The organism is Rhizobium mesosinicum, from assembly GCF_019511345.1.
Taxonomy (GTDB): domain Bacteria; phylum Pseudomonadota; class Alphaproteobacteria; order Rhizobiales; family Rhizobiaceae; genus Rhizobium; species Rhizobium mesosinicum.
Window position 1 is genome coordinate 150520 of record NZ_JAEUAK010000012.1, and the last position, 17098, is coordinate 167617.

Genomic DNA, 17098 nt, shown 5'->3' on the forward strand with positions numbered 1-17098 from the left:
GCCCGGCGTCGATCTGCCCGGCGCTGTCAGAAATCTGACATGCAACAATAATATAGCCGCCACAAATAGGGACGGGTTTTCATCCCGACAGGCATTCGAGTGCGCTTCAGAGAGCTTTCCTACGCGAACGAACGGGATCCACGCCTCAAGCGCTGGCTCATCCGATCCATCGAGGGTCTTTCCGGCCGTGACCGCTATGTGCGGCTCTACGATATCTGGCGCAGCGATATCGTCGGCAAGAGCGACCGCGTCTTCGGCAAGATGCTCGACCTCATCAATGTCGAGGTCGATGTGAAGGGCAACTGGCCGCTCGCGCCCTTGCCGGAAGAACCGATCGTCATCGTCGCCAATCACCCTTTCGGCATCGGCGACGGCATTGCGGTTCTGGCGCTTGCCGAACAGCTCGGCCGTCCGTTCCGAGTGCTGATCCATAACGATCTCCTGAAGGTGCCGGAGATGGCGCCTTACTCGCTGCCGATCTCCTTCGAGGAAACCAAGGAAGCGATGGCGATGAACATGAAGAGCCGTCACGAGGCCGTTCGCCTGCTGAAGGAAGGGACGACGATCGTGGTTTTTCCGGCGGGTGGTGTGGCCACCGCCAAGAAGGGCTTCGGTCGCGCCGAAGATCTGCCATGGAAGATGTTCCCGGCCAAGCTCATCCAGGCGGCGCGCGCCAGCGTGCTGCCGATCTATTTCGAAGGCCAGAACGGCCGGCTCTTCCATCTCGCCAGCCGGGTTTCGATGACGCTGCGCCTGTCGCTGCTGATCCGTGAGTTCCGCCGTCTCTCAGGCAGCACGATTATCGCGCATGTGGGAAGGGTATTGTCCTGGGAGGAATTGAGCAGCGGCAGCGACCGAAAAGATCTGCTCGCACGCCTCTTTGAGGCCGTCTTCTCGATGGCGCCGAAGAAGAAGGCCTTCATCAAGCGCGCAAGCTGAAAACTTCCCGAATGTCCGAATCCGGCATCAGTCGAGGCTGGCGCCGTCGCCGTTTTGAAGATCTTCGTAGGACGGCAAGGGCGGCTGCGGCGGGATTTCACCACCCGGCTGGGGCACGCCCTTCGGCCCGGCCGCGGCCTGTCCCGGCGGCAGGGCCGTGGCGGCTGGAGCAATTGGCTGCTGGGCCTGCTGGTCCTTCATCAGCACTTCGACATCGGTATTGACGCCGGCAGCGACAGTGAAATCACGCTGATAGATCTTGTCCTTGTTGCGGGCGACCGCTGTGTATTCACCTTCCGCCAGCACCATGGTCGGAAAGGCGCTGACACTTTCGCCAACGCTGTCGCCGGCCGCCGTCAGGATCGACCAGGCGGTATCGGCGATCGCTTCGCCGCCGGTTTCTGAAACCAGCTTGAAATTGATCTGAGCGGCCCTGTGCTGGATCGTCGCTTCGGTGAGCTTGCCGGCTTCGACCTGAATATCGGCGCGGATCGTGGCGTTGACGTTGCCGTATTCGGAAACGACGTGATAGGTGCCGGCATTGAGGCGTACGACCGTATTTGGCGGTACATCGGCCATCACAAGGCCGCGCTCGCCGTCGTCGCGGACTTCGGCGGAATAGATCGAGAAGCTCAGCTGGTTAGGTCGAATACGGACATCGGAGCCGGAGACGGCATTGAGCAACAGGCCGCCGGCATCGAGAATCATGACTTGCTTGTCGACTTCGCTTGCATCCGGCACCGTCAGCTTCTTGGTAACGCCGGCGCGGCCGAAGGAGACATTGACGAAATAATCGCCGGCAGCGAGCTGGAAGGCTGCCGTGCCTCCGCGGGAACTGGCGATGAGCGGCAACTTGCCATCGGCTCCGGCAACCGGGCTGAAGACATACCAGGAAAGCCCGTCTTCGACAGGCGCGCCATCGGCCGTCAACTTCGCCTCCAGCGAAACGTCACGCAGGCGCACGCCTTGTGCCGCTCCCGGCGCGACGAATGCGTTGAGCTTCGGCATTTTCGGCGTCGATTCGAGCTGCTTGAATTCCTTGAAGGCGTCCTGGCCTGCAGCGCCGAATGGCGTCAGCAACATCAGGGTAATAGCAAGGCCAATTCGTGCAAAAGGCAAAATGCCAAACATCCTGTTCGTGAACCGATTGACTTCTGAAATCGCAGAGTCCACTTCAAGACCAATGCCATGGCAAATTCAAGACCTGTGGCCAGCCTTCGCCTATAAATGAGAGTTTCCCCCGCATGAAATCCGACATCAAGCTGATCGATTATCTCGCCGTGCGCCGTTCAATCCCTGCATTCCAGATGTGCGAACCGGGACCGGCAAAGGAAGAGATAGAGGAAATTCTACGCCTTGCATCGCGCGTTCCCGATCACGGCAAGCTCGCCCCCTGGCGCTTCATCGTCTATCGCGGCGAAGAGCGTGTAAGGCTCGGCGAAGAGCTGCTGAAACTGGCTCTCGAAGCCAAGCCCGACCTTTCCGAGGAAATGATCCAGGTGGAGCGCACGCGCTTTACGCGCGCACCCGTCGTCGTCGGCATCGTCAGCAAGGCCGGACCGCATATCAAGATCCCCGAATGGGAGCAGATCATGTCGGCCGGCGCGCTCTGCCTCAACGTGATCCTGGCCGCCAATGCGCATGGCTACGTTGCAAACTGGCTGACGGAATGGTTTGCCTACGACGAGCGAGCCTATCCGCTGCTCGGCGTCCACCCAGGTGAAAAGGTCGCCGGCTTCATCCATATCGGCTCCAGCACGTTCCCACCCGTCGAGCGTCCGCGTCCCGAACTAACCGAGACGGTCACCTGGGTCGGCGGCGAAGTGTGATGTTCTATACGACAGATACCAACCGGCACGGACTGGCGCACGATCCTTTTAAGGCGATCGTCGCGCCGCGCCCGATCGGCTGGATCGGCAGCAAGGGCAGGGAGGGGTCGATCAATCTGGCGCCCTATTCCTTCTTCAACGCAGTCGCCGACAAGCCGAAGCTTGTGATGTTTTCGTCGAGCGGGCATAAGCATAGCCAGCAAAACGCCAGGGAGACCGGCGTATTCACCTGCAATTTCGTCAGCCGCAATTTGGCGGAGCAGATGAACCTGACCTCTGCTGCCTTACCTCACGGCACCAACGAGTTCGAATTCGCAGGGCTGACTCCAAAACAGGCGGAACTCATCGATGCGCCCTATGTGGCTGAGGCTTTCGCCGTATTGGAATGCAAGGTGACCGAGATCATCGAGCCGAAGACACTGTCCGGCCAAGCATCCGAGAATGTCTTCGTCTTTGGGGAAGTTGTCGGCATTCATATCGATGAGACCATCATCAACAACGGGCGCTTCGATGTGGCGTTGGCGCGGCCGATCGCGCGCATGGGCTATATGGATTATTGCGAGGGCAGCGAGGTCTTCGAAATGTTCAGGCCGAAAGTCTGACCACGACGCAAGGCTTGAGCAAAGGCTAATAAACATGGTGAACCAATAATAAACTTTTTTCGGCTACCGTCCTTTTATTGAATAAGACGCGACCGAATCGCGTCCAGTACCCGGGGCGTGGTCGTGATCATTGAGGCATTTCTTCGTTGGGCCGAAACGGCCAAGGCCGCTGACAGGGCGGCCGCTGCGAGTGCTCTCGGACGCGTCTATCTCAAATCGGAAATGTCCGGCGAGCGGCGCGATGCTGCCGAAAAGGCGATGACCTATCTGCTCGACGATCCGTCGCCGCGTGTGCGGCTTGCGCTCGCCGAGGCGATAGCCTGGGCACCGCATGCGCCGCGCAACATCGTTCTCTCGCTCGCCGGCGACCAACCGGAGATCGCCTGCCATGCGGTGACCTGCTCGCCGGTGTTGACCGACGCCGATCTCGTCGATCTCGCGGCACGCGGCAATGGCGCGACACGGATGCTGATCGCGGCACGCGCCCAGGTGACGCGTCCGGTTTCCGCGGCACTTGCCGAGGTTGGCGATGAGGAGGAGGTTCTCTGCCTCCTGGAAAACGATGGCGCCGCGATTTCCGCCCAGTCCCTGAAACGGATTGCCGAACGGCTCGGCGACGTCAGCGACATTAGAAACCTGCTACTCGACCGCAGCGACCTGCCGGCCGATGCCCGGCAGATTCTGACACAGCATGTCAGCAATGCGCTGGTCGGTCTGCCGTTGGCGCAGGCGGCAATCGGCCTCCAGAGGCTGCAGCGCATCAGCCGCGAGGCGACGGAAGCAGCGATCGTTTCCATTGCCGGCGACATCTCACCGATCGAAGTCCCTGATCTTGTCGAGCATCTTCGCCTGAACGACCGGCTGACGCCGTCCTTCCTCATGCATGCGCTCTGCTGCGGCAAGGTGGAGTTCTTCGCCTGCGCCATCGTCAATCTATCCGGCTGCAACGATCGGCGCGTGCGGGCAATCCTTGCCACGGGCCGCATGCATGCCGTGCGCGCGCTCTATGAATCGGCCGGCCTGCCGCGCGATATCAGCATCATCTTCGTGGAGGCGACGTTCATGTGGCGCGAGGCTTCGCGCAAGACGTCAGCCTCGCTTCTCGGCAGCGTCTGCGGGCGCCTGCTCCAGAAATTCCACAACCGGGTCGGGCAGCACGACGCCGTCGGCGAGTTGCTCGATATGGTCGAAAAGCTGCATGTTGCCGAGCAGCGCCGGTCGGCCCGTGTTTATGCCTCGCTTGCGGCTGCCTAGTCGTTAAACCGGGCCGCGGCCCAGGAATAGCTTGCAGAAACGAAGTGCAGCGGTTTCGCCAGGGTGTTTTTTACGTCCCGGCCGGAAGGCAGATTGGCGCGCACACGCCCGGCAATAGTATCCACGAAACCGCCAAGGCCATCCCGTTGTTCGGCTACCTCGGGCGCTGCCGGTGCAGCGGGCGCGGGCTTGGCCGGTTCGGCAGCGGCAAGCGACTTCGGCGCCTCGCAGACGGCGATGACGGTCGGATAGCTCGCATTGGCATAGGCCTTCATCCGCTGTTCGGCCTCGGCATCACAGGCGACGACGGTTTCCCAGTGTTTGTCGACCGTGGCAACGTAATTGCACCGGCTGACGGAATCGTCGCAACCGAGGATCGTCATGGCGATGAGGACGGCTTGCATATTTTGCCTCCATGGCTATTGAGCATGTCACCACCTTCGAAAGCACAATTCCAACGGAATGAGGGCAGCGGCGTGAAGTCCTCGTCATCTAGGGAAAAATCGCTCGTTTCATCGGAAGAGGAGAGAAAATGTCGGTCACCATCGCTCTGGAATCGCCGCGTCAGAATGGCGTGATCCGGCTCCTCGACCTCTCGGATGCCTATGCACAATCGCTCTATCCACCCGAGAGCAACCACCTTGTCGATATTTCGACGCTGGAAAAGCCGTCCGTCAGCTTCCTTGTGGCGCGCAACGGCAGCGAGATCGTCGGCTGTTGCGCACTGGTGGAGGCAGGCGACGGAACGGCAGAAATCAAGCGCATGTTCGTTGATCCCGAGGTGCGAGGCCTGAAGGTAGCAAGCCGGCTGATGGACCGGCTGGAGGAAATCGGCCGGGAGAAAGGTCTTGAGGCCATTCGTCTGGAGACCGGCATCTACCAGCCAGAGGCGATCGGTCTCTACAGGAAATACGGATATATCGAGATCGAGCCCTTCGGCTCCTATCTACTTGACCCGCTCAGCCTCTTTATGGAAAAGCGCCTCACCGCTTAACCTGCTTCGACGATCTGAAGATCATTCGGCAGCGCGCTGCACCGGCGGCGCCTGCTCATCAAGGACGATCTGCGGTCCGGCATCGGCGGTACGAACTTCATGTATCCATTCGCGCCAGATCGCGACCAGCAGCGCCATCAGCACCGGGCCGATAAAGAGGCCGAGGAAGCCCATCGTCTTCACGCCGCCGACGAGGCCGAAGAAGGTCGGCAGGAACGGCAGCTTGATCGGTCCGCCGACGAGCTTGGGGCGCAGCGTCTTGTCGACGATGAAGAGTTCGACCGTGCCCCAGACGAAGAGGCCGATACCGGCGACATGCGAGCCGCTGGCCAACAGATAAACGGATACCAGCGTGAAGGACAGCGGTGCACCGCCTGGGATCAGCGCCATGACGCCGGTCAGCACGCCGAGGGTGACGGGCGAGGGCACGCCGGCGATCCAGTAGGCAACGCCGAGCACGATGCCTTCGCCGATAGCAATCAGCGTCATGCCCATGACGGTCGAACTGATGGTGGCAGGCACGACGCGGGAAATACGCTCCCAGCGGTTCGGCAGGATGCGTTCGCCGAGCATGTCGATCTGCTTGGAGAAGGAGAAGCCGTCGCGATAGACAAAGAAGAGCGCGATCAGCATGAAGAGCAGCGTAAGGAGCAGGTGGAAGGCACCGCCGCCGGCCGCCAGAACCGCGCGGTAGATGTTGCCGATATGGGCGCCGCTAACTGCCTGGATGAGTTCACCCATGGCGCCGGGGCTGCCGACATATTTCGTCCAAAGCTCGTCGAGGTAGGAACCAGCCAGAGGCAAGGCGACGATCCATTGCGGTGTTTCCGCGCCGAAGCGGTTGGCGTGGATCGCCCATGCGACCCAAGTGCGCACTTCACCGGTCGTATAGGCAACCGCAAGGCTGATCGGAATGACGAGGAAGGTGACGATGAGGACGATCGCGATGGTTGCGGCGATCGTTGTATTGCCGCCGACGCGGGCAACCAGCTTGCGGTAAAGCGGCCAACTTGCAAAACCGATGACGAGGGCTGCGAGCACAGGCACCACGAAGCCGTAGAAGAAATAGACGCCGGCTGCGGCAACAAGCACGAGCAGCCAGCGGGCAGCCGAAATGGAGGGGATCAGCGGCGTACGGATCGTCGCCGAAGGCCCCAGCCATCGCGGCTCCGTATTGGTTTTCTGACGATTAAACACACCCACGCGCGCCTCTTTTTATTGTTGTCCTAGTTTATGGGCTATGAACCGGGCGGTTTCAAGGTCCGCCCGGATAAAGCGTATACAAAGCGTGCTTGTTTGAGCTTCCGAACGCCTCGATATTATTGAGGGCGGCGGTTGATCTTGAAGGCGTAGAACTGACTCTTCTGGCCAGTCGAGAAATTATTGTCCGAACCGAGGATCAGGACATCAGTGCCGTCCTTCGCCTTGCCGATTGCCATGGCCTCGATATTATCCGGCGTCAGGCCGATGGCGCGCAGATCCAGCACCTGGCTTTTGCGGGCAGGGACGACGCGCTGGTCGTTCTTGGCAAGCGAGGCGATGGCGGAGACATCGGTCGCCCCGTCGAGGTCCATCATGAAAAGCTTGACATTGTTGCCGAAGCCCTGGGCATAGCTGCGCTCGACGGCAAGCAGGCGGTGATCGTCAAGGGCAATCATTTCCGACATGCCGTTGTCGTTGCCGCCTCCGGCCCTCGTGGCGGCCTGAGGGATCGGCGAGACCGGATAGACATACTGAGCCTTCGGCTCTCCGGTTGCGCCGTCATAGCGAACGATGCGCGACAGGCTGCCTGTCGTCAGGCTGGGGTTCGGACCGTCCTGATAGAGGGCTGCCTCAACGCCGACGAGGACATCACCGGATGGAGACACTGCGATATCCTCGAAAGCGAGATTGTCGCGGATGCCTGTCGTCTTGTCGGCGGTCGGTGCAAAACCGTCGGGCAGCTTGAACTCGCGTACGAAGGCGCCATCAGGAGAGGTGACGCGCACGAAGGGGGCGATCAGCGCCTTCGCATCACCTTCGCTACCCCAGTAAATGCCGTCCTTGCCGAAGCGGATGGATTCAGGATCGACGGTGCGCGAGGCGAAAGGCTGGCCGTTCTTGTCTTGCAGGGTGACGTGCTTGACGACGGTCACCCCCTTCAGGCCGGCGGCGCCCACATCGATATCCAGATCGTAGAGGCGAGCCGGGGCCTTTTCGGAGCGGTCGTCACTGATCGCCATATAGTGGCCGGTGGCGGCATCGAAATCGAGGCCGGAAATGCCGCCGAATTCAACGCCGTTTTCCATCTGACCGGTCGGGATGACGAATTCACCGAGATAGGAAAGGGAGATCGCAGCGGCGCAATCGCCGAAGGGGCAGGCGGTCTCGACGGTCGCGCCGATATCGGTGGCGAAAACGGAGGCGGTGCTGGACAGGAGAACGAAAGCGGCAGTCGCGAGAAAACGCTTGGTCATGGCAAATATCCGGCAAAGGGTTGAAACAAAACGGCCGGCGCAGCAGGGACCTTGCGGGAGGACAGAGCGCCGGCCGTTCTATTGCGCCGGTATTTTGACGGAAGCGTAACGGTTCTTCGTCAGTTCGATGAATTCGCTGCGGCTTAAATATCCAAATCTTCAGCGAAGGCCGCACGCTCCTGAATGAAGCGGAAACGGGCTTCGGCCTTGGTTCCCATCAGGTCGTCGACGGCATTGCGCGTTCCCTCGAAATCCACCTCGTCGATCAGCACCCGCAGCAGTGTGCGCTTGGACGGATCCATCGTGGTTTCCTTGAGCTGGGCGGGCAGCATTTCGCCGAGACCTTTGAAGCGGCTGATCTCGATCTTCGCCTTGCCCTTGAATTCCGTCTCCATTAGCTCGGCGCGATGCTCATCATCCCGGGCATACGCAGACTTTGCGCCCTGCGTGATCTTGTAGAGCGGCGGCACAGCGAGGAAGAGGTGGCCGCCCCGGACCAGCTCGGGCATTTCCTGATAGAAGAAGGTGATGAGCAGCGAGGCAATATGCGCGCCGTCCACGTCGGCATCGGTCATGACGATGATGCGTTCGTAGCGCAGATCCTCTTCGCGGTATTTCGAGCGCGTGCCGCAACCGAGCGCCTGGATGAGATCGGAGATCTGCTGGTTGGCCGACAGCTTCTCGCGACCGGCGCTGGCGACGTTGAGGATCTTGCCGCGCAGCGGCAGGATCGCCTGATTGGCGCGGTTGCGCGCCTGCTTGGCGGAGCCACCTGCCGAGTCACCCTCGACCAGGAAAAGTTCGGCGCCTTCGGCAGTGTTCTGCGAGCAATCGGCTAGCTTGCCGGGCAGGCGCAGCTTGCGCACCGCGGTCTTGCGGTTGACTTCCTTCTCCTTGCGGCGGCGCAGGCGTTCTTCGGCTCGCTCGATCACCCAGTCGAGAAGCTTCTCGGCTTCACCCGGATTGTCGGCGAGAAAGTGGTCGAACGGGTCGCGAAGCGCATTTTCGACGAGACGCTGGGCTTCGACCGTTGCCAGTCGATCCTTGGTCTGGCCAACGAATTCCGGCTCGCGGATAAAGACAGAGAGCATGCCGACGGCAGAGATCATCACGTCGTCGGTGGTGATCTGTGCAGCGCGCTTGTTCTGCGTCAGTTCGGCGTAGCTCTTCAGGCCCTTTGTCAGCGCGATGCGCAGACCGGCCTCGTGCGTGCCGCCTTCGGGTGTCGGAATGGTATTGCAATAGGAATGAACCTGCGGATCGCCGCCATACCAGGTGATCGCCCATTCCAGCGCACCGTGGCCGGCGACCTTTTCGCTCTTGCCGGCGAAGATTTCGCGGGTGACGGTGAATTCCTTGCCCATCGTCGCCTGCAGGTAATCCTTCAGGCCGCCGGGGAAGTGGAAGACAGCCTTGTCAGGCACGTCCGAGCCTTCGGGCAGCACGCCCGGATCGCAACTCCAGCGGATTTCGACGCCGCCGAAGAGATAGGCTTTTGAGCGAGCCATGCGGAACACGCGGCCCGCATCGAACTTCGCGTGGTCGCCGAAGATCTGTGGATCTGGATGGAAGCGAACCTTGGTGCCGCGGCGATTGTGCACATCGCCGAGCTCTTCGATCCCGCCCTGCGGCACGCCGCGCGAGAAGCGCTGGCGGTAGAGCTTGCGGTTACGAGCGACCTCGACTTCGAGAGAATCCGACAGCGCATTGACGACCGAGACGCCGACGCCGTGCAGACCGCCCGAAGTCTCGTAAGCCTTGCCGTCGAATTTACCGCCGGCATGCAGCTTGGTCATGATGACTTCGAGAGTCGACTTGCCGGGAACCTGCGGATGGTTTTCGACCGGAATGCCGCGGCCGTTATCGGTGACCGTGAGGTAGCCCTGAATATCGAGATGCACATCGATGAAATCGGCATGGCCGGCCACCGCTTCGTCCATCGAGTTGTCGATGACCTCGGCAAAAAGGTGGTGCAGCGCCTTTTCGTCGGTGCCGCCGATATACATGCCCGGGCGCATACGCACCGGTTCCAGACCTTCCAGCACGCGGATCGAAGAGGCGCCGTAATCGTCACCGTTCGACGTCGTCGGGGCAGGGCGTGCGGCAGCGGGTGCAGCCGCGGCGGGCCGTTCTGCAGGTGCCGCAGGCTTTGCAGCCTCCTCCTGCTTTTGCGTCAGGGGCATTCCGGAAAAGAGGTCGTTGCTGTCTTCCATGGAACCGTTCAGATCTTCATTCTCGTGAAGGGCCGCCGCTGGCCCACAATAGTCGCGGTCCGTATCGCGTTTGCGAATCAGGGGAATTCTGACAGAAAGCGCCCCGATAGGCGACGCGCCCCGGATTTGCGGAGCTTTTCAAGATGTGATTTGCGTTGCCGGGCGCCGAATGGCAAGTCGCGGCAGCTCTCTGGGAACCATCTCAATGCCGATGTCCACAAGTCATTGCACCATAATCACTGCAATTGCGGCCTTTTTCCTGTCCGCGGCCGTCACGACCGCCGCTGCCGAGACGTTGCCGCCCTACAAGGACGATCTGTTTTCGGCGCAGACAGTGCTGCAGACGGGCGATGACGGCGCATCGGAAGTGATCGATTACGACGAGATGCGCGACATCAACGGGCGCGACCAGATCCCGCAAAAGCGGGTGCAGCAGAAATATGTCTCGCTCAGCGTCAAGAAACTGCAGGCGGATGAAACGCTCTCGCTCGACGGCATCAGGCTCGATGTCACCAGGGTGGGACAAGCTGAGAACGCCGCCTTCACGGTCATCTTCATCCACGGCCGCGACGGCGACCGGCGCCTTGGCGCCAACGACTATTCCTTCGGCGGCAATTTCAATCGGCTGAAGAACCTTACGGCCGGCAATGGTGGCGTCTACTATTCGCCGACGGTCAAGACCTTCGACGCCAATGGCGTTGCCGCCATTGGCGGACTGGTCCGCTATGCAAGCGCGCAGGCTCCCGGCCGCCCGGTCATCCTCAGCTGCGCCTCGATGGGCAGTCAGATCTGCTGGGGCATCACCCGCGACGCCGGGAGCGTCAAGCGGCTGAAGGGCATGCTGATCATGAGCGGTGTCTCGGATCCCGATTTCGTGAAAAGCCCGTTCTACAAGGCCAAGCTGCCGCTCTGGTTTGCCCACGGCAGCCGTGACCCTGTCTATGCCGCCTCCGACCAGCAGGCGCTGTACGAAAAGCTCCACAAGGCGAAGTACCCGACGCATTTCACGCTCTTCCAGAACGGCAATCATGGAACGCCGATCCGCATGATCGACTGGCGCAAGGTGCTGAACTGGGTTTTGGCGTCCTGAGCGGGCAGATTCCAGGTCATATATAGGGCTTTCAGGCCGTCATATTTCGCCGGGGCCATCCCGGGCGCTTTCCTTTGAGCCATGCTTTTGCTAAGGCCGCCGGATATGCGGATTTTGGGAGAGCAGCATGACACCTGACGTACGCCCGCTCGTAGCGGGGAACTGGAAGATGAACGGCACGCGCGATTCATTAGACCAGATCAAGGCGATTGCCCAAGGCGTCATGGTTCCCTTGTCGGAGAAAGTCGAAACGCTGATCTGCCCGCCGGCGACACTGCTTTACGTCTCGACCGCGCTTGCGACCGACAGCCCGCTTGCGATCGGCGGACAGGATTGCCATCAGGCCCGGTCCGGTGCGCATACTGGCGATATTTCGGCTGACATGATCGCCGATTGCTTCGGCACCTATGTGATCGTCGGCCATTCGGAACGGCGCATCGACCATGCCGAAACCGACCAAATGATCCGCGCCAAGGCGCAAGCCGCCTATCAGGCGGGCCTGACGGCGATCGTCTGCGTCGGCGAGACCGGCGAAGAGCGCGACGCCTATCAGACGCTCGACATTCTCAAGCGCCAGCTTTTCGGCTCGTTGCCTGAAGAGGCAACGGCTGAGAATACGGTCATTGCCTACGAACCCGTATGGGCGATCGGCACCGGACTCACACCGACTGCAAAGGATGTGGAAATCGTCCACGCCTTCATCCGTGACGAACTCATCCTGCGCTTCGCCGACGAGGGGAAGGGGATGCGCATTCTCTATGGCGGCTCGGTCAAGCCCGGCAATGCCCGCGAACTGCTCGCCGTCGACAATGTCGATGGCGCGCTGATCGGCGGGGCGAGCTTGAAAGCCACCGACTTCCTCGCCATCTACGGCACATACGAAGCGCTGCTCGCCTGAAGCGATTGCATATTCCTGGCCGAAGGGCTTGGAATAGCTGATGACCTCATGTAAAGAGCCGCCAGATTTTTACTTTATGTCCGTCCTCAGACGGGCAGGACTGGACCCATGCAGACCGTATTGATTGTCATCCATCTCATGATCGTGCTCGCGCTCGTCGGCGTCGTGCTCATCCAGCGCTCCGAAGGCGGCGGCCTCGGTATCGGCGGCGGATCGGGCTTCATGTCGGCTCGCGGCACCGCCAATGCGCTGACGCGCACGACGGCGATCCTGGCGACGCTGTTCTTCATCACCTCGCTTGGCTTGGGCATCCTCACCCGTTACGAAAGCCGACCGACCGATATTCTCAATCGCATTCCGGCAACGAGCGGGCAGGGCAACGGCATTCTCGATTCGCTCGGCGGCGGCAGCACGCCGGCTCCGGCCAAGCCTGCCGATAACAGCGGTATTCCGAATGGCGGCGCTGCGGCACCGGCTGCCCCGGCAACCCAAGCTCCTGCGGCGCAGGCGCCAGCAACTCAGGCACCCGCTGCAAGCGCCCCTGCTGCGACTGCTCCGGCTGCTCCGACGACGACTCCGGCTCAGCCTGAGGCTCCGGCCGCTACCGCGCCGGCACAGCCTTCCGGCGTCCCCACGGGACAATAAGCCGGTTCAGAAAATAAACCGCCGGCAGGCCCTCGGGTCTGCCGGTTTTCTTTTGTTCAGATTCCTGCGCCATGCACCAAAAGTTCCGGAAAAGAATTTTTGGGCTGGTGGAATCGTTTTTGAAAAGGTATCCGGTGACTCCCATGGCGCGATACGTATTCATCACTGGCGGCGTGGTTTCTTCCCTCGGAAAAGGAATTGCGGCCGCGGCTCTCGGAGCGTTGTTGCAGGCCCGTGGTTATCGGGTCCGGCTTCGCAAACTCGACCCCTATCTGAACGTGGATCCGGGCACTATGAGCCCGACCCAGCACGGCGAAGTCTTCGTCACCGACGACGGCGCGGAAACTGACCTCGATCTTGGCCACTACGAGCGCTTTACCGGGCGCTCGGCGACCAAGACCGACAACATCACCACCGGCCGCATCTACAAGAACATCATCGACAAGGAACGCCGCGGCGACTATCTCGGCGCGACCGTTCAGGTCATTCCGCACGTCACCAACGAGATCAAGGATTTCGTCATCGAGGGTAATGACGACTACGATTTCGTCATCTGCGAGATCGGCGGCACGGTCGGCGATATCGAGGCGATGCCCTTCATGGAAGCGATCCGCCAGCTCGGCAACGACCTGCCGCGCGGCACGGCGATCTACGTCCACCTGACGCTGATGCCGTACATTCCGGCAGCGGGCGAATTGAAGACCAAGCCGACGCAGCATTCCGTCAAGGAACTGCAGGCGCTCGGCATCCATCCCGATATCCTGCTGGTGCGCGCCGACCGGGAAATCCCGGAAGCGGAACGCCGCAAGCTGTCGTTGTTCTGCAATGTGCGTCCGTCCGCCGTCATCCAGGCGCTCGACGTTGCGAATATCTACGACGTGCCGATGGCTTACCACAAGGAAGGCCTCGACGACGAAGTGCTGGCAGCCTTCGGCATCGAGCCGGCTCCGAAGCCGCGTCTCGACCAGTGGGAGGAGGTCTGCAACCGTATCCGTACGCCGGAAGGCGAGGTCACGATTGCGATCGTCGGCAAATACACCGGCCTCAAGGACGCCTATAAATCGCTGATCGAAGCGCTGCATCACGGCGGTATCGCCAACCGCGTCAAGGTCAAGCTCGAATGGATCGAGTCCGAAGTCTTCGAAAAGGAAGATCCGGCACCGTACCTTGAGAAGGTGCATGGCATTCTGGTGCCGGGCGGCTTCGGCGAGCGTGGTTCGGAAGGCAAGATCCATGCGGCGCGTTTTGCCCGCGAGCGCAAGGTGCCGTATTTCGGCATCTGCTTCGGTATGCAGATGGCTGTCATCGAAGCTGCCCGCAACCTCGCCGACGTGCAGAACGCCTCCTCGACCGAGTTCGGCCCGACGCCGGAGCCGGTTGTCGGTCTGATGACGGAATGGGTGAAGGGTAACGAGCTGCAGAAGCGCACCGCATCGGGCGATCTCGGCGGTACGATGCGTCTCGGCGCCTACAAGGCGTCCCTTAAGAAGGGCACGAAGATCTCGGATATCTACGGGTCGACCGACATTTCCGAGCGTCACCGCCACCGCTACGAAGTCAATATCGACTACAAGGACCGGCTGGAAGATTGCGGCCTTGTCTTCTCCGGCATGTCGCCGGATGGCGTTCTGCCGGAGACGATCGAGTATCCTGATCATCCGTGGTTCATCGGCGTTCAGTACCATCCGGAACTAAAGTCCCGCCCACTCGACCCGCATCCGCTCTTTGCAAGCTTCATCGAAGCGGCGACGGAACAGAGCCGGTTGGTTTAACTATTCGCTGTTACACAATTCCAGCCGCTCCCTTGGAAACGAGGGAGCGGCTTTTTTAATTCCGTCATGCCGCTTCCGGCAGTGGTCCCACATAGACCGAGCGTGGACGGATGAGGCGGCCTTCCAAAGCCTGCTCGCGGGCATGCGCAATCCAGCCGACGGTGCGGCCGATGGCAAAGACGCCTGTGAAGGTTTCGCGCGGGAAGCCGAGGCTTTCCAAGAGCAACGCGGTATAGAATTCCACATTCACATCCAGCGGCCGATCCGGCTTGCGTTCCCTGAGAAGCGCAAGCGCCGCCTCTTCCACCGCCTCGGCAAGCGCGATTCTGGCGGCATTGACCTGGCTGGCGGCAACAAGCGGCTTCAGCGCGTTTTTCAGCGCATCGGCACGTGGGTCGCGCACGCGATAGACGCGGTGGCCGAAGCCCATCAGCCGCTCACCGCGATCGAGCGCGGAACGCAGCCAGGGGCCGGCATTGGCCTCGCTTCCGATCCCATCGAGCATATCGAGTACCGGTCCGGGCGCGCCGCCATGCAGCGGTCCCTTGAGCGCGCTGATGGCCGCCAGAACAGAGGAGGTGAGGCCGGCGCGGGTGGAGGCAATGACACGTGATGCGAAGGTCGAAGCGTTCAGGCCGTGATCCGAGATCGTCACGAGATAGGTGTCGAGGGCTGCGGTCTGCTCGGCACTCGGCATCGCGCCTGAAAGCATGCGCAGGATGTCCGTCGACTGTGAGAGGCCTGCCTCGGGCTCTAGCGGCTTTTCGCCTCGCTGCAGGCGCAGAACCGCCGGCAGGAAGACGGCGGGTGCGGCAAGCAGACGGAGCACGGTATCTATGTCCTCGCCGTCAGGTAGGCGGGCAACAAGAGCACGTATAGCATCGACCGGCGGCAGCTTGAGCAGGAGAGTATCGGCAGCTTTGACTTCCGCGAAAACTTCCATTCGCGCCTGGCCAAGCCGGCGGCGCAACTCGCTTGCGTCGAGATGCGGCTCGATCAACCCGTCCAGCAGCAGGGCGGCAACATCTTCATAGGTACTGCGCCCGGCCAGACGATCCAGGGATACGCCGCGAATGATCAGCCGGCCGGCTTCACCGTCGACATCCGAAAGCTGGGTTTCAGCGGCAATGACATCTTCCAAACCATTTTTCATGGGTCTTTCTCCTTTACCGGAGGAAAGATCGAACCTAGTTTGGTTGACGTCAATCTTGATGTAATTGATCAATATGAGGTTGCGATGACCTGGGTGACAGCAGAGGAAGCGTTGGCGGAACTCGGCACCAAGCCGCAGACGCTTTATGCCAATGTCAGCCGGGGCCGTATCCGCGCCAAGGCCGACCCGGCCGACCCGCGCCGCAGCCTCTACCAGCAAAGCGACGTCAAACGGCTCGCCGAGCGGCATGCCGGCCGACGCAAGAGCGAGACGGTCGCTGCCGAGGCGATCAGCTGGGGCGATCCCGTGCTGACATCCGCGATCTCAACCATTGCCGCTGGACGATTGCTGTATCGGGGGCAGGATGCGGCGGAGCTTTCGGCTCATGCAACGCTGGAGGAGACGGCGCTGCTGCTATGGAATGCCGAGAGTTTCACCTGCGTACCGTCACGCGCCCCGGAGCCGGCATCGCCTTCCATTCAGGCGGCACTTCTGGCACTGGCTGGCCGCGTGAGCGCCGACCTGCCGTCCCTCGGACGCGCACGCCCGGCCTTGCAGATGGAAGCATGCAGCGTGCTTTCAACAGTTGCCGATGCGCTGGCGCCAGGCCCTGCGGGTCGTCCTTTGCATCATCGTCTCGCTTCGTGCTGGGGCAGGCCCGAGGCTGCCGACTGCCTTCGGCGGGCGCTTGTCGTGCTTGCCGATCACGAGCTCAACGCCTCCACCTTTGCCGTCCGTGTAACGGTTTCGACGGGGGCGGCACTTTCTGCTGCTGTGCTTTCAGGCCTCGCGACGCTGACCGGCCCGCTGCATGGTTCGGCGTGGCGCAGCGTCGATGCTCTTGCCGAGGCCGCATCAAATGCCGGAGCGGAGCAGGCGATCCGCCGTCTGCTGCTGGGGGGAGGAAAGCCTGTGGCCTTCGGGCATCCTCTTTATCCCGATGGCGACGTGCGGGCGAATGTGCTGCTCTCCTCTTTCGAGATACCGCCCGTCTTCCGTGATGTGCAGCAGGCCGGCGAAGAGATGGTGGGGGATCCGGTCAATGTCGATTTCGCGCTTGCCGCCATGACGGCGGCCTTCGACCTGCCGGAGGAGGCACCGATCATCATCTTCGCGCTGGCGCGCACGGCCGGCTGGCTGGCGCATGCGATGGAGCAGATCGAAAGCGGCCATCTGATCCGCCCCCGCGCCCGCTACATCGGGCCATCACCGGGCGAACCCTGAATGTTTCCGAATGGCTTGCGCAGCTTCCG

General features: G+C 61.4%; 16 protein-coding genes. 10 read left to right on the top strand and 6 right to left on the bottom strand.

The window, feature by feature from the left end:
* Window positions 1-99 precede the first annotated feature (99 nt).
* Window positions 100-939, top strand: coding sequence for a lysophospholipid acyltransferase family protein (locus JNB85_RS25775; protein ID WP_220337257.1), 840 nt, complete (start codon window positions 100-102; stop codon window positions 937-939).
* A 27-nt stretch (window positions 940-966) separates the two neighbouring features.
* On the opposite strand, the gene JNB85_RS25780 is transcribed toward JNB85_RS25775, so the two are convergent.
* Window positions 967-2070 (bottom strand): hypothetical protein, encoded by a 1104-nt coding sequence (locus tag JNB85_RS25780; protein ID WP_220337258.1) that lies wholly within the window; start codon window positions 2068-2070, stop codon window positions 967-969.
* Window positions 2071-2183: 113 nt separating this feature from the next.
* On the opposite strand from JNB85_RS25780, the gene JNB85_RS25785 reads away from it, so the two are divergent.
* The 3 genes from JNB85_RS25785 to JNB85_RS25795 all read left to right on the top strand — a co-directional run bounded on the left by JNB85_RS25785 (window position 2184) and on the right by JNB85_RS25795 (window position 4624).
* Window positions 2184-2768 carry a nitroreductase family protein gene (locus JNB85_RS25785; protein WP_220337259.1) on the top strand — a complete coding sequence of 195 codons (585 nt, stop codon included), beginning with the start codon at window positions 2184-2186 and terminating at the stop codon, window positions 2766-2768.
* The gene (locus tag JNB85_RS25790) at window positions 2768-3370 is read left to right on the top strand and encodes a flavin reductase family protein (RefSeq protein ID WP_220337260.1); all 603 of its coding nucleotides are present in this window, start codon (window positions 2768-2770) and stop codon (window positions 3368-3370) included. The genes JNB85_RS25785 and JNB85_RS25790 overlap by 1 nt, the downstream gene beginning before the upstream one ends.
* Before the next feature lie 123 nt (window positions 3371-3493).
* Window positions 3494-4624 carry a DUF2336 domain-containing protein gene (locus JNB85_RS25795; RefSeq protein ID WP_220337261.1) on the top strand — a complete coding sequence of 377 codons (1131 nt, stop codon included), beginning with the start codon at window positions 3494-3496 and terminating at the stop codon, window positions 4622-4624.
* Here JNB85_RS25795 and JNB85_RS25800 read toward each other — a convergent pair.
* Window positions 4621-5028 carry a hypothetical protein gene (locus tag JNB85_RS25800; RefSeq protein ID WP_220337262.1) on the bottom strand — a complete coding sequence of 136 codons (408 nt, stop codon included), beginning with the start codon at window positions 5026-5028 and terminating at the stop codon, window positions 4621-4623. The two genes, JNB85_RS25795 and JNB85_RS25800, sit on opposite strands and share 4 nt — an antisense overlap.
* A 128-nt stretch (window positions 5029-5156) precedes the next feature.
* Here JNB85_RS25800 and JNB85_RS25805 point away from each other — a divergent pair, with 128 nt between their 5' ends.
* Complete coding sequence (locus JNB85_RS25805; protein WP_220337263.1) at window positions 5157-5618, top strand: GNAT family N-acetyltransferase; 462 nt, start codon at window positions 5157-5159, stop codon at window positions 5616-5618.
* Between the two features lie 21 nt (window positions 5619-5639).
* Here the strand turns inward: JNB85_RS25805 and JNB85_RS25810 are convergent, their stop codons facing one another.
* The 3 genes from JNB85_RS25810 to parE all read right to left on the bottom strand — a co-directional run bounded on the left by JNB85_RS25810 (window position 5640) and on the right by parE (window position 10287).
* A complete protein-coding gene (locus tag JNB85_RS25810; protein ID WP_220337265.1) occupies window positions 5640-6821 on the bottom strand; it encodes an AI-2E family transporter in 1182 nt (393 codons plus the stop codon).
* A gap of 116 nt (window positions 6822-6937) precedes the next feature.
* Window positions 6938-8074 carry an esterase-like activity of phytase family protein gene (locus JNB85_RS25815; protein ID WP_220337267.1) on the bottom strand — a complete coding sequence of 379 codons (1137 nt, stop codon included), beginning with the start codon at window positions 8072-8074 and terminating at the stop codon, window positions 6938-6940.
* A gap of 143 nt (window positions 8075-8217) precedes the next feature.
* Entirely contained in the window at window positions 8218-10287 is a 2070-nt protein-coding gene (parE, locus tag JNB85_RS25820) for a DNA topoisomerase IV subunit B (RefSeq protein WP_220337269.1), read from the bottom strand.
* Window positions 10288-10492: 205 nt separating this feature from the next.
* On the opposite strand from parE, the gene JNB85_RS25825 reads away from it, so the two are divergent.
* From JNB85_RS25825 to JNB85_RS25840, 4 genes are all read left to right on the top strand, one after another.
* Complete coding sequence (locus tag JNB85_RS25825; RefSeq protein WP_220337271.1) at window positions 10493-11377, top strand: alpha/beta hydrolase; 885 nt, start codon at window positions 10493-10495, stop codon at window positions 11375-11377.
* A gap of 127 nt (window positions 11378-11504) precedes the next feature.
* Complete coding sequence (gene tpiA / locus JNB85_RS25830) at window positions 11505-12275, top strand: triose-phosphate isomerase (protein WP_220337272.1); 771 nt, start codon at window positions 11505-11507, stop codon at window positions 12273-12275.
* Between the two features lie 108 nt (window positions 12276-12383).
* Window positions 12384-12920 carry a preprotein translocase subunit SecG gene (gene secG / locus JNB85_RS25835; RefSeq protein ID WP_220337275.1) on the top strand — a complete coding sequence of 179 codons (537 nt, stop codon included), beginning with the start codon at window positions 12384-12386 and terminating at the stop codon, window positions 12918-12920.
* Window positions 12921-13063: 143 nt separating this feature from the next.
* Entirely contained in the window at window positions 13064-14692 is a 1629-nt protein-coding gene (locus JNB85_RS25840; RefSeq protein WP_192733212.1) for a CTP synthase, read from the top strand.
* 64 nt (window positions 14693-14756) lie between these two features.
* Here the strand turns inward: JNB85_RS25840 and JNB85_RS25845 are convergent, their stop codons facing one another.
* Window positions 14757-15845 carry a citrate synthase/methylcitrate synthase gene (locus JNB85_RS25845; protein WP_220337277.1) on the bottom strand — a complete coding sequence of 363 codons (1089 nt, stop codon included), beginning with the start codon at window positions 15843-15845 and terminating at the stop codon, window positions 14757-14759.
* Between the two features lie 84 nt (window positions 15846-15929).
* On the opposite strand from JNB85_RS25845, the gene JNB85_RS25850 reads away from it, so the two are divergent.
* Complete coding sequence (locus tag JNB85_RS25850) at window positions 15930-17069, top strand: citrate synthase (RefSeq protein WP_220337279.1); 1140 nt, start codon at window positions 15930-15932, stop codon at window positions 17067-17069.
* The last annotated feature ends 29 nt before the right edge of the window (window positions 17070-17098 follow it).

What these genes read in the sequence shown, in the direction of transcription:
- JNB85_RS25790 (WP_220337260.1), top strand. Translation starts at nt 2,768, where the DNA reads ATGTTCTATACGACAGATACCAACCGGCACGGACTGGCGCACGATCCT.
- JNB85_RS25800 (WP_220337262.1), bottom strand. Translation starts at nt 5,028, where the DNA reads ATGCAAGCCGTCCTCATCGCCATGACGATCCTCGGTTGCGACGATTCC.
- JNB85_RS25785 (WP_220337259.1), top strand. Translation starts at nt 2,184, where the DNA reads ATGAAATCCGACATCAAGCTGATCGATTATCTCGCCGTGCGCCGTTCA.
- JNB85_RS25845 (WP_220337277.1), bottom strand. Translation starts at nt 15,845, where the DNA reads ATGAAAAATGGTTTGGAAGATGTCATTGCCGCTGAAACCCAGCTTTCG.
- secG (WP_220337275.1), top strand. Translation starts at nt 12,384, where the DNA reads ATGCAGACCGTATTGATTGTCATCCATCTCATGATCGTGCTCGCGCTC.
- JNB85_RS25825 (WP_220337271.1), top strand. Translation starts at nt 10,493, where the DNA reads ATGCCGATGTCCACAAGTCATTGCACCATAATCACTGCAATTGCGGCC.
- JNB85_RS25850 (WP_220337279.1), top strand. Translation starts at nt 15,930, where the DNA reads ATGACCTGGGTGACAGCAGAGGAAGCGTTGGCGGAACTCGGCACCAAG.
- JNB85_RS25815 (WP_220337267.1), bottom strand. Translation starts at nt 8,074, where the DNA reads ATGACCAAGCGTTTTCTCGCGACTGCCGCTTTCGTTCTCCTGTCCAGC.
- JNB85_RS25805 (WP_220337263.1), top strand. Translation starts at nt 5,157, where the DNA reads ATGTCGGTCACCATCGCTCTGGAATCGCCGCGTCAGAATGGCGTGATC.
- JNB85_RS25780 (WP_220337258.1), bottom strand. Translation starts at nt 2,070, where the DNA reads ATGTTTGGCATTTTGCCTTTTGCACGAATTGGCCTTGCTATTACCCTG.
- JNB85_RS25840 (WP_192733212.1), top strand. Translation starts at nt 13,064, where the DNA reads ATGGCGCGATACGTATTCATCACTGGCGGCGTGGTTTCTTCCCTCGGA.
- parE (WP_220337269.1), bottom strand. Translation starts at nt 10,287, where the DNA reads ATGGAAGACAGCAACGACCTCTTTTCCGGAATGCCCCTGACGCAAAAG.
- tpiA (WP_220337272.1), top strand. Translation starts at nt 11,505, where the DNA reads ATGACACCTGACGTACGCCCGCTCGTAGCGGGGAACTGGAAGATGAAC.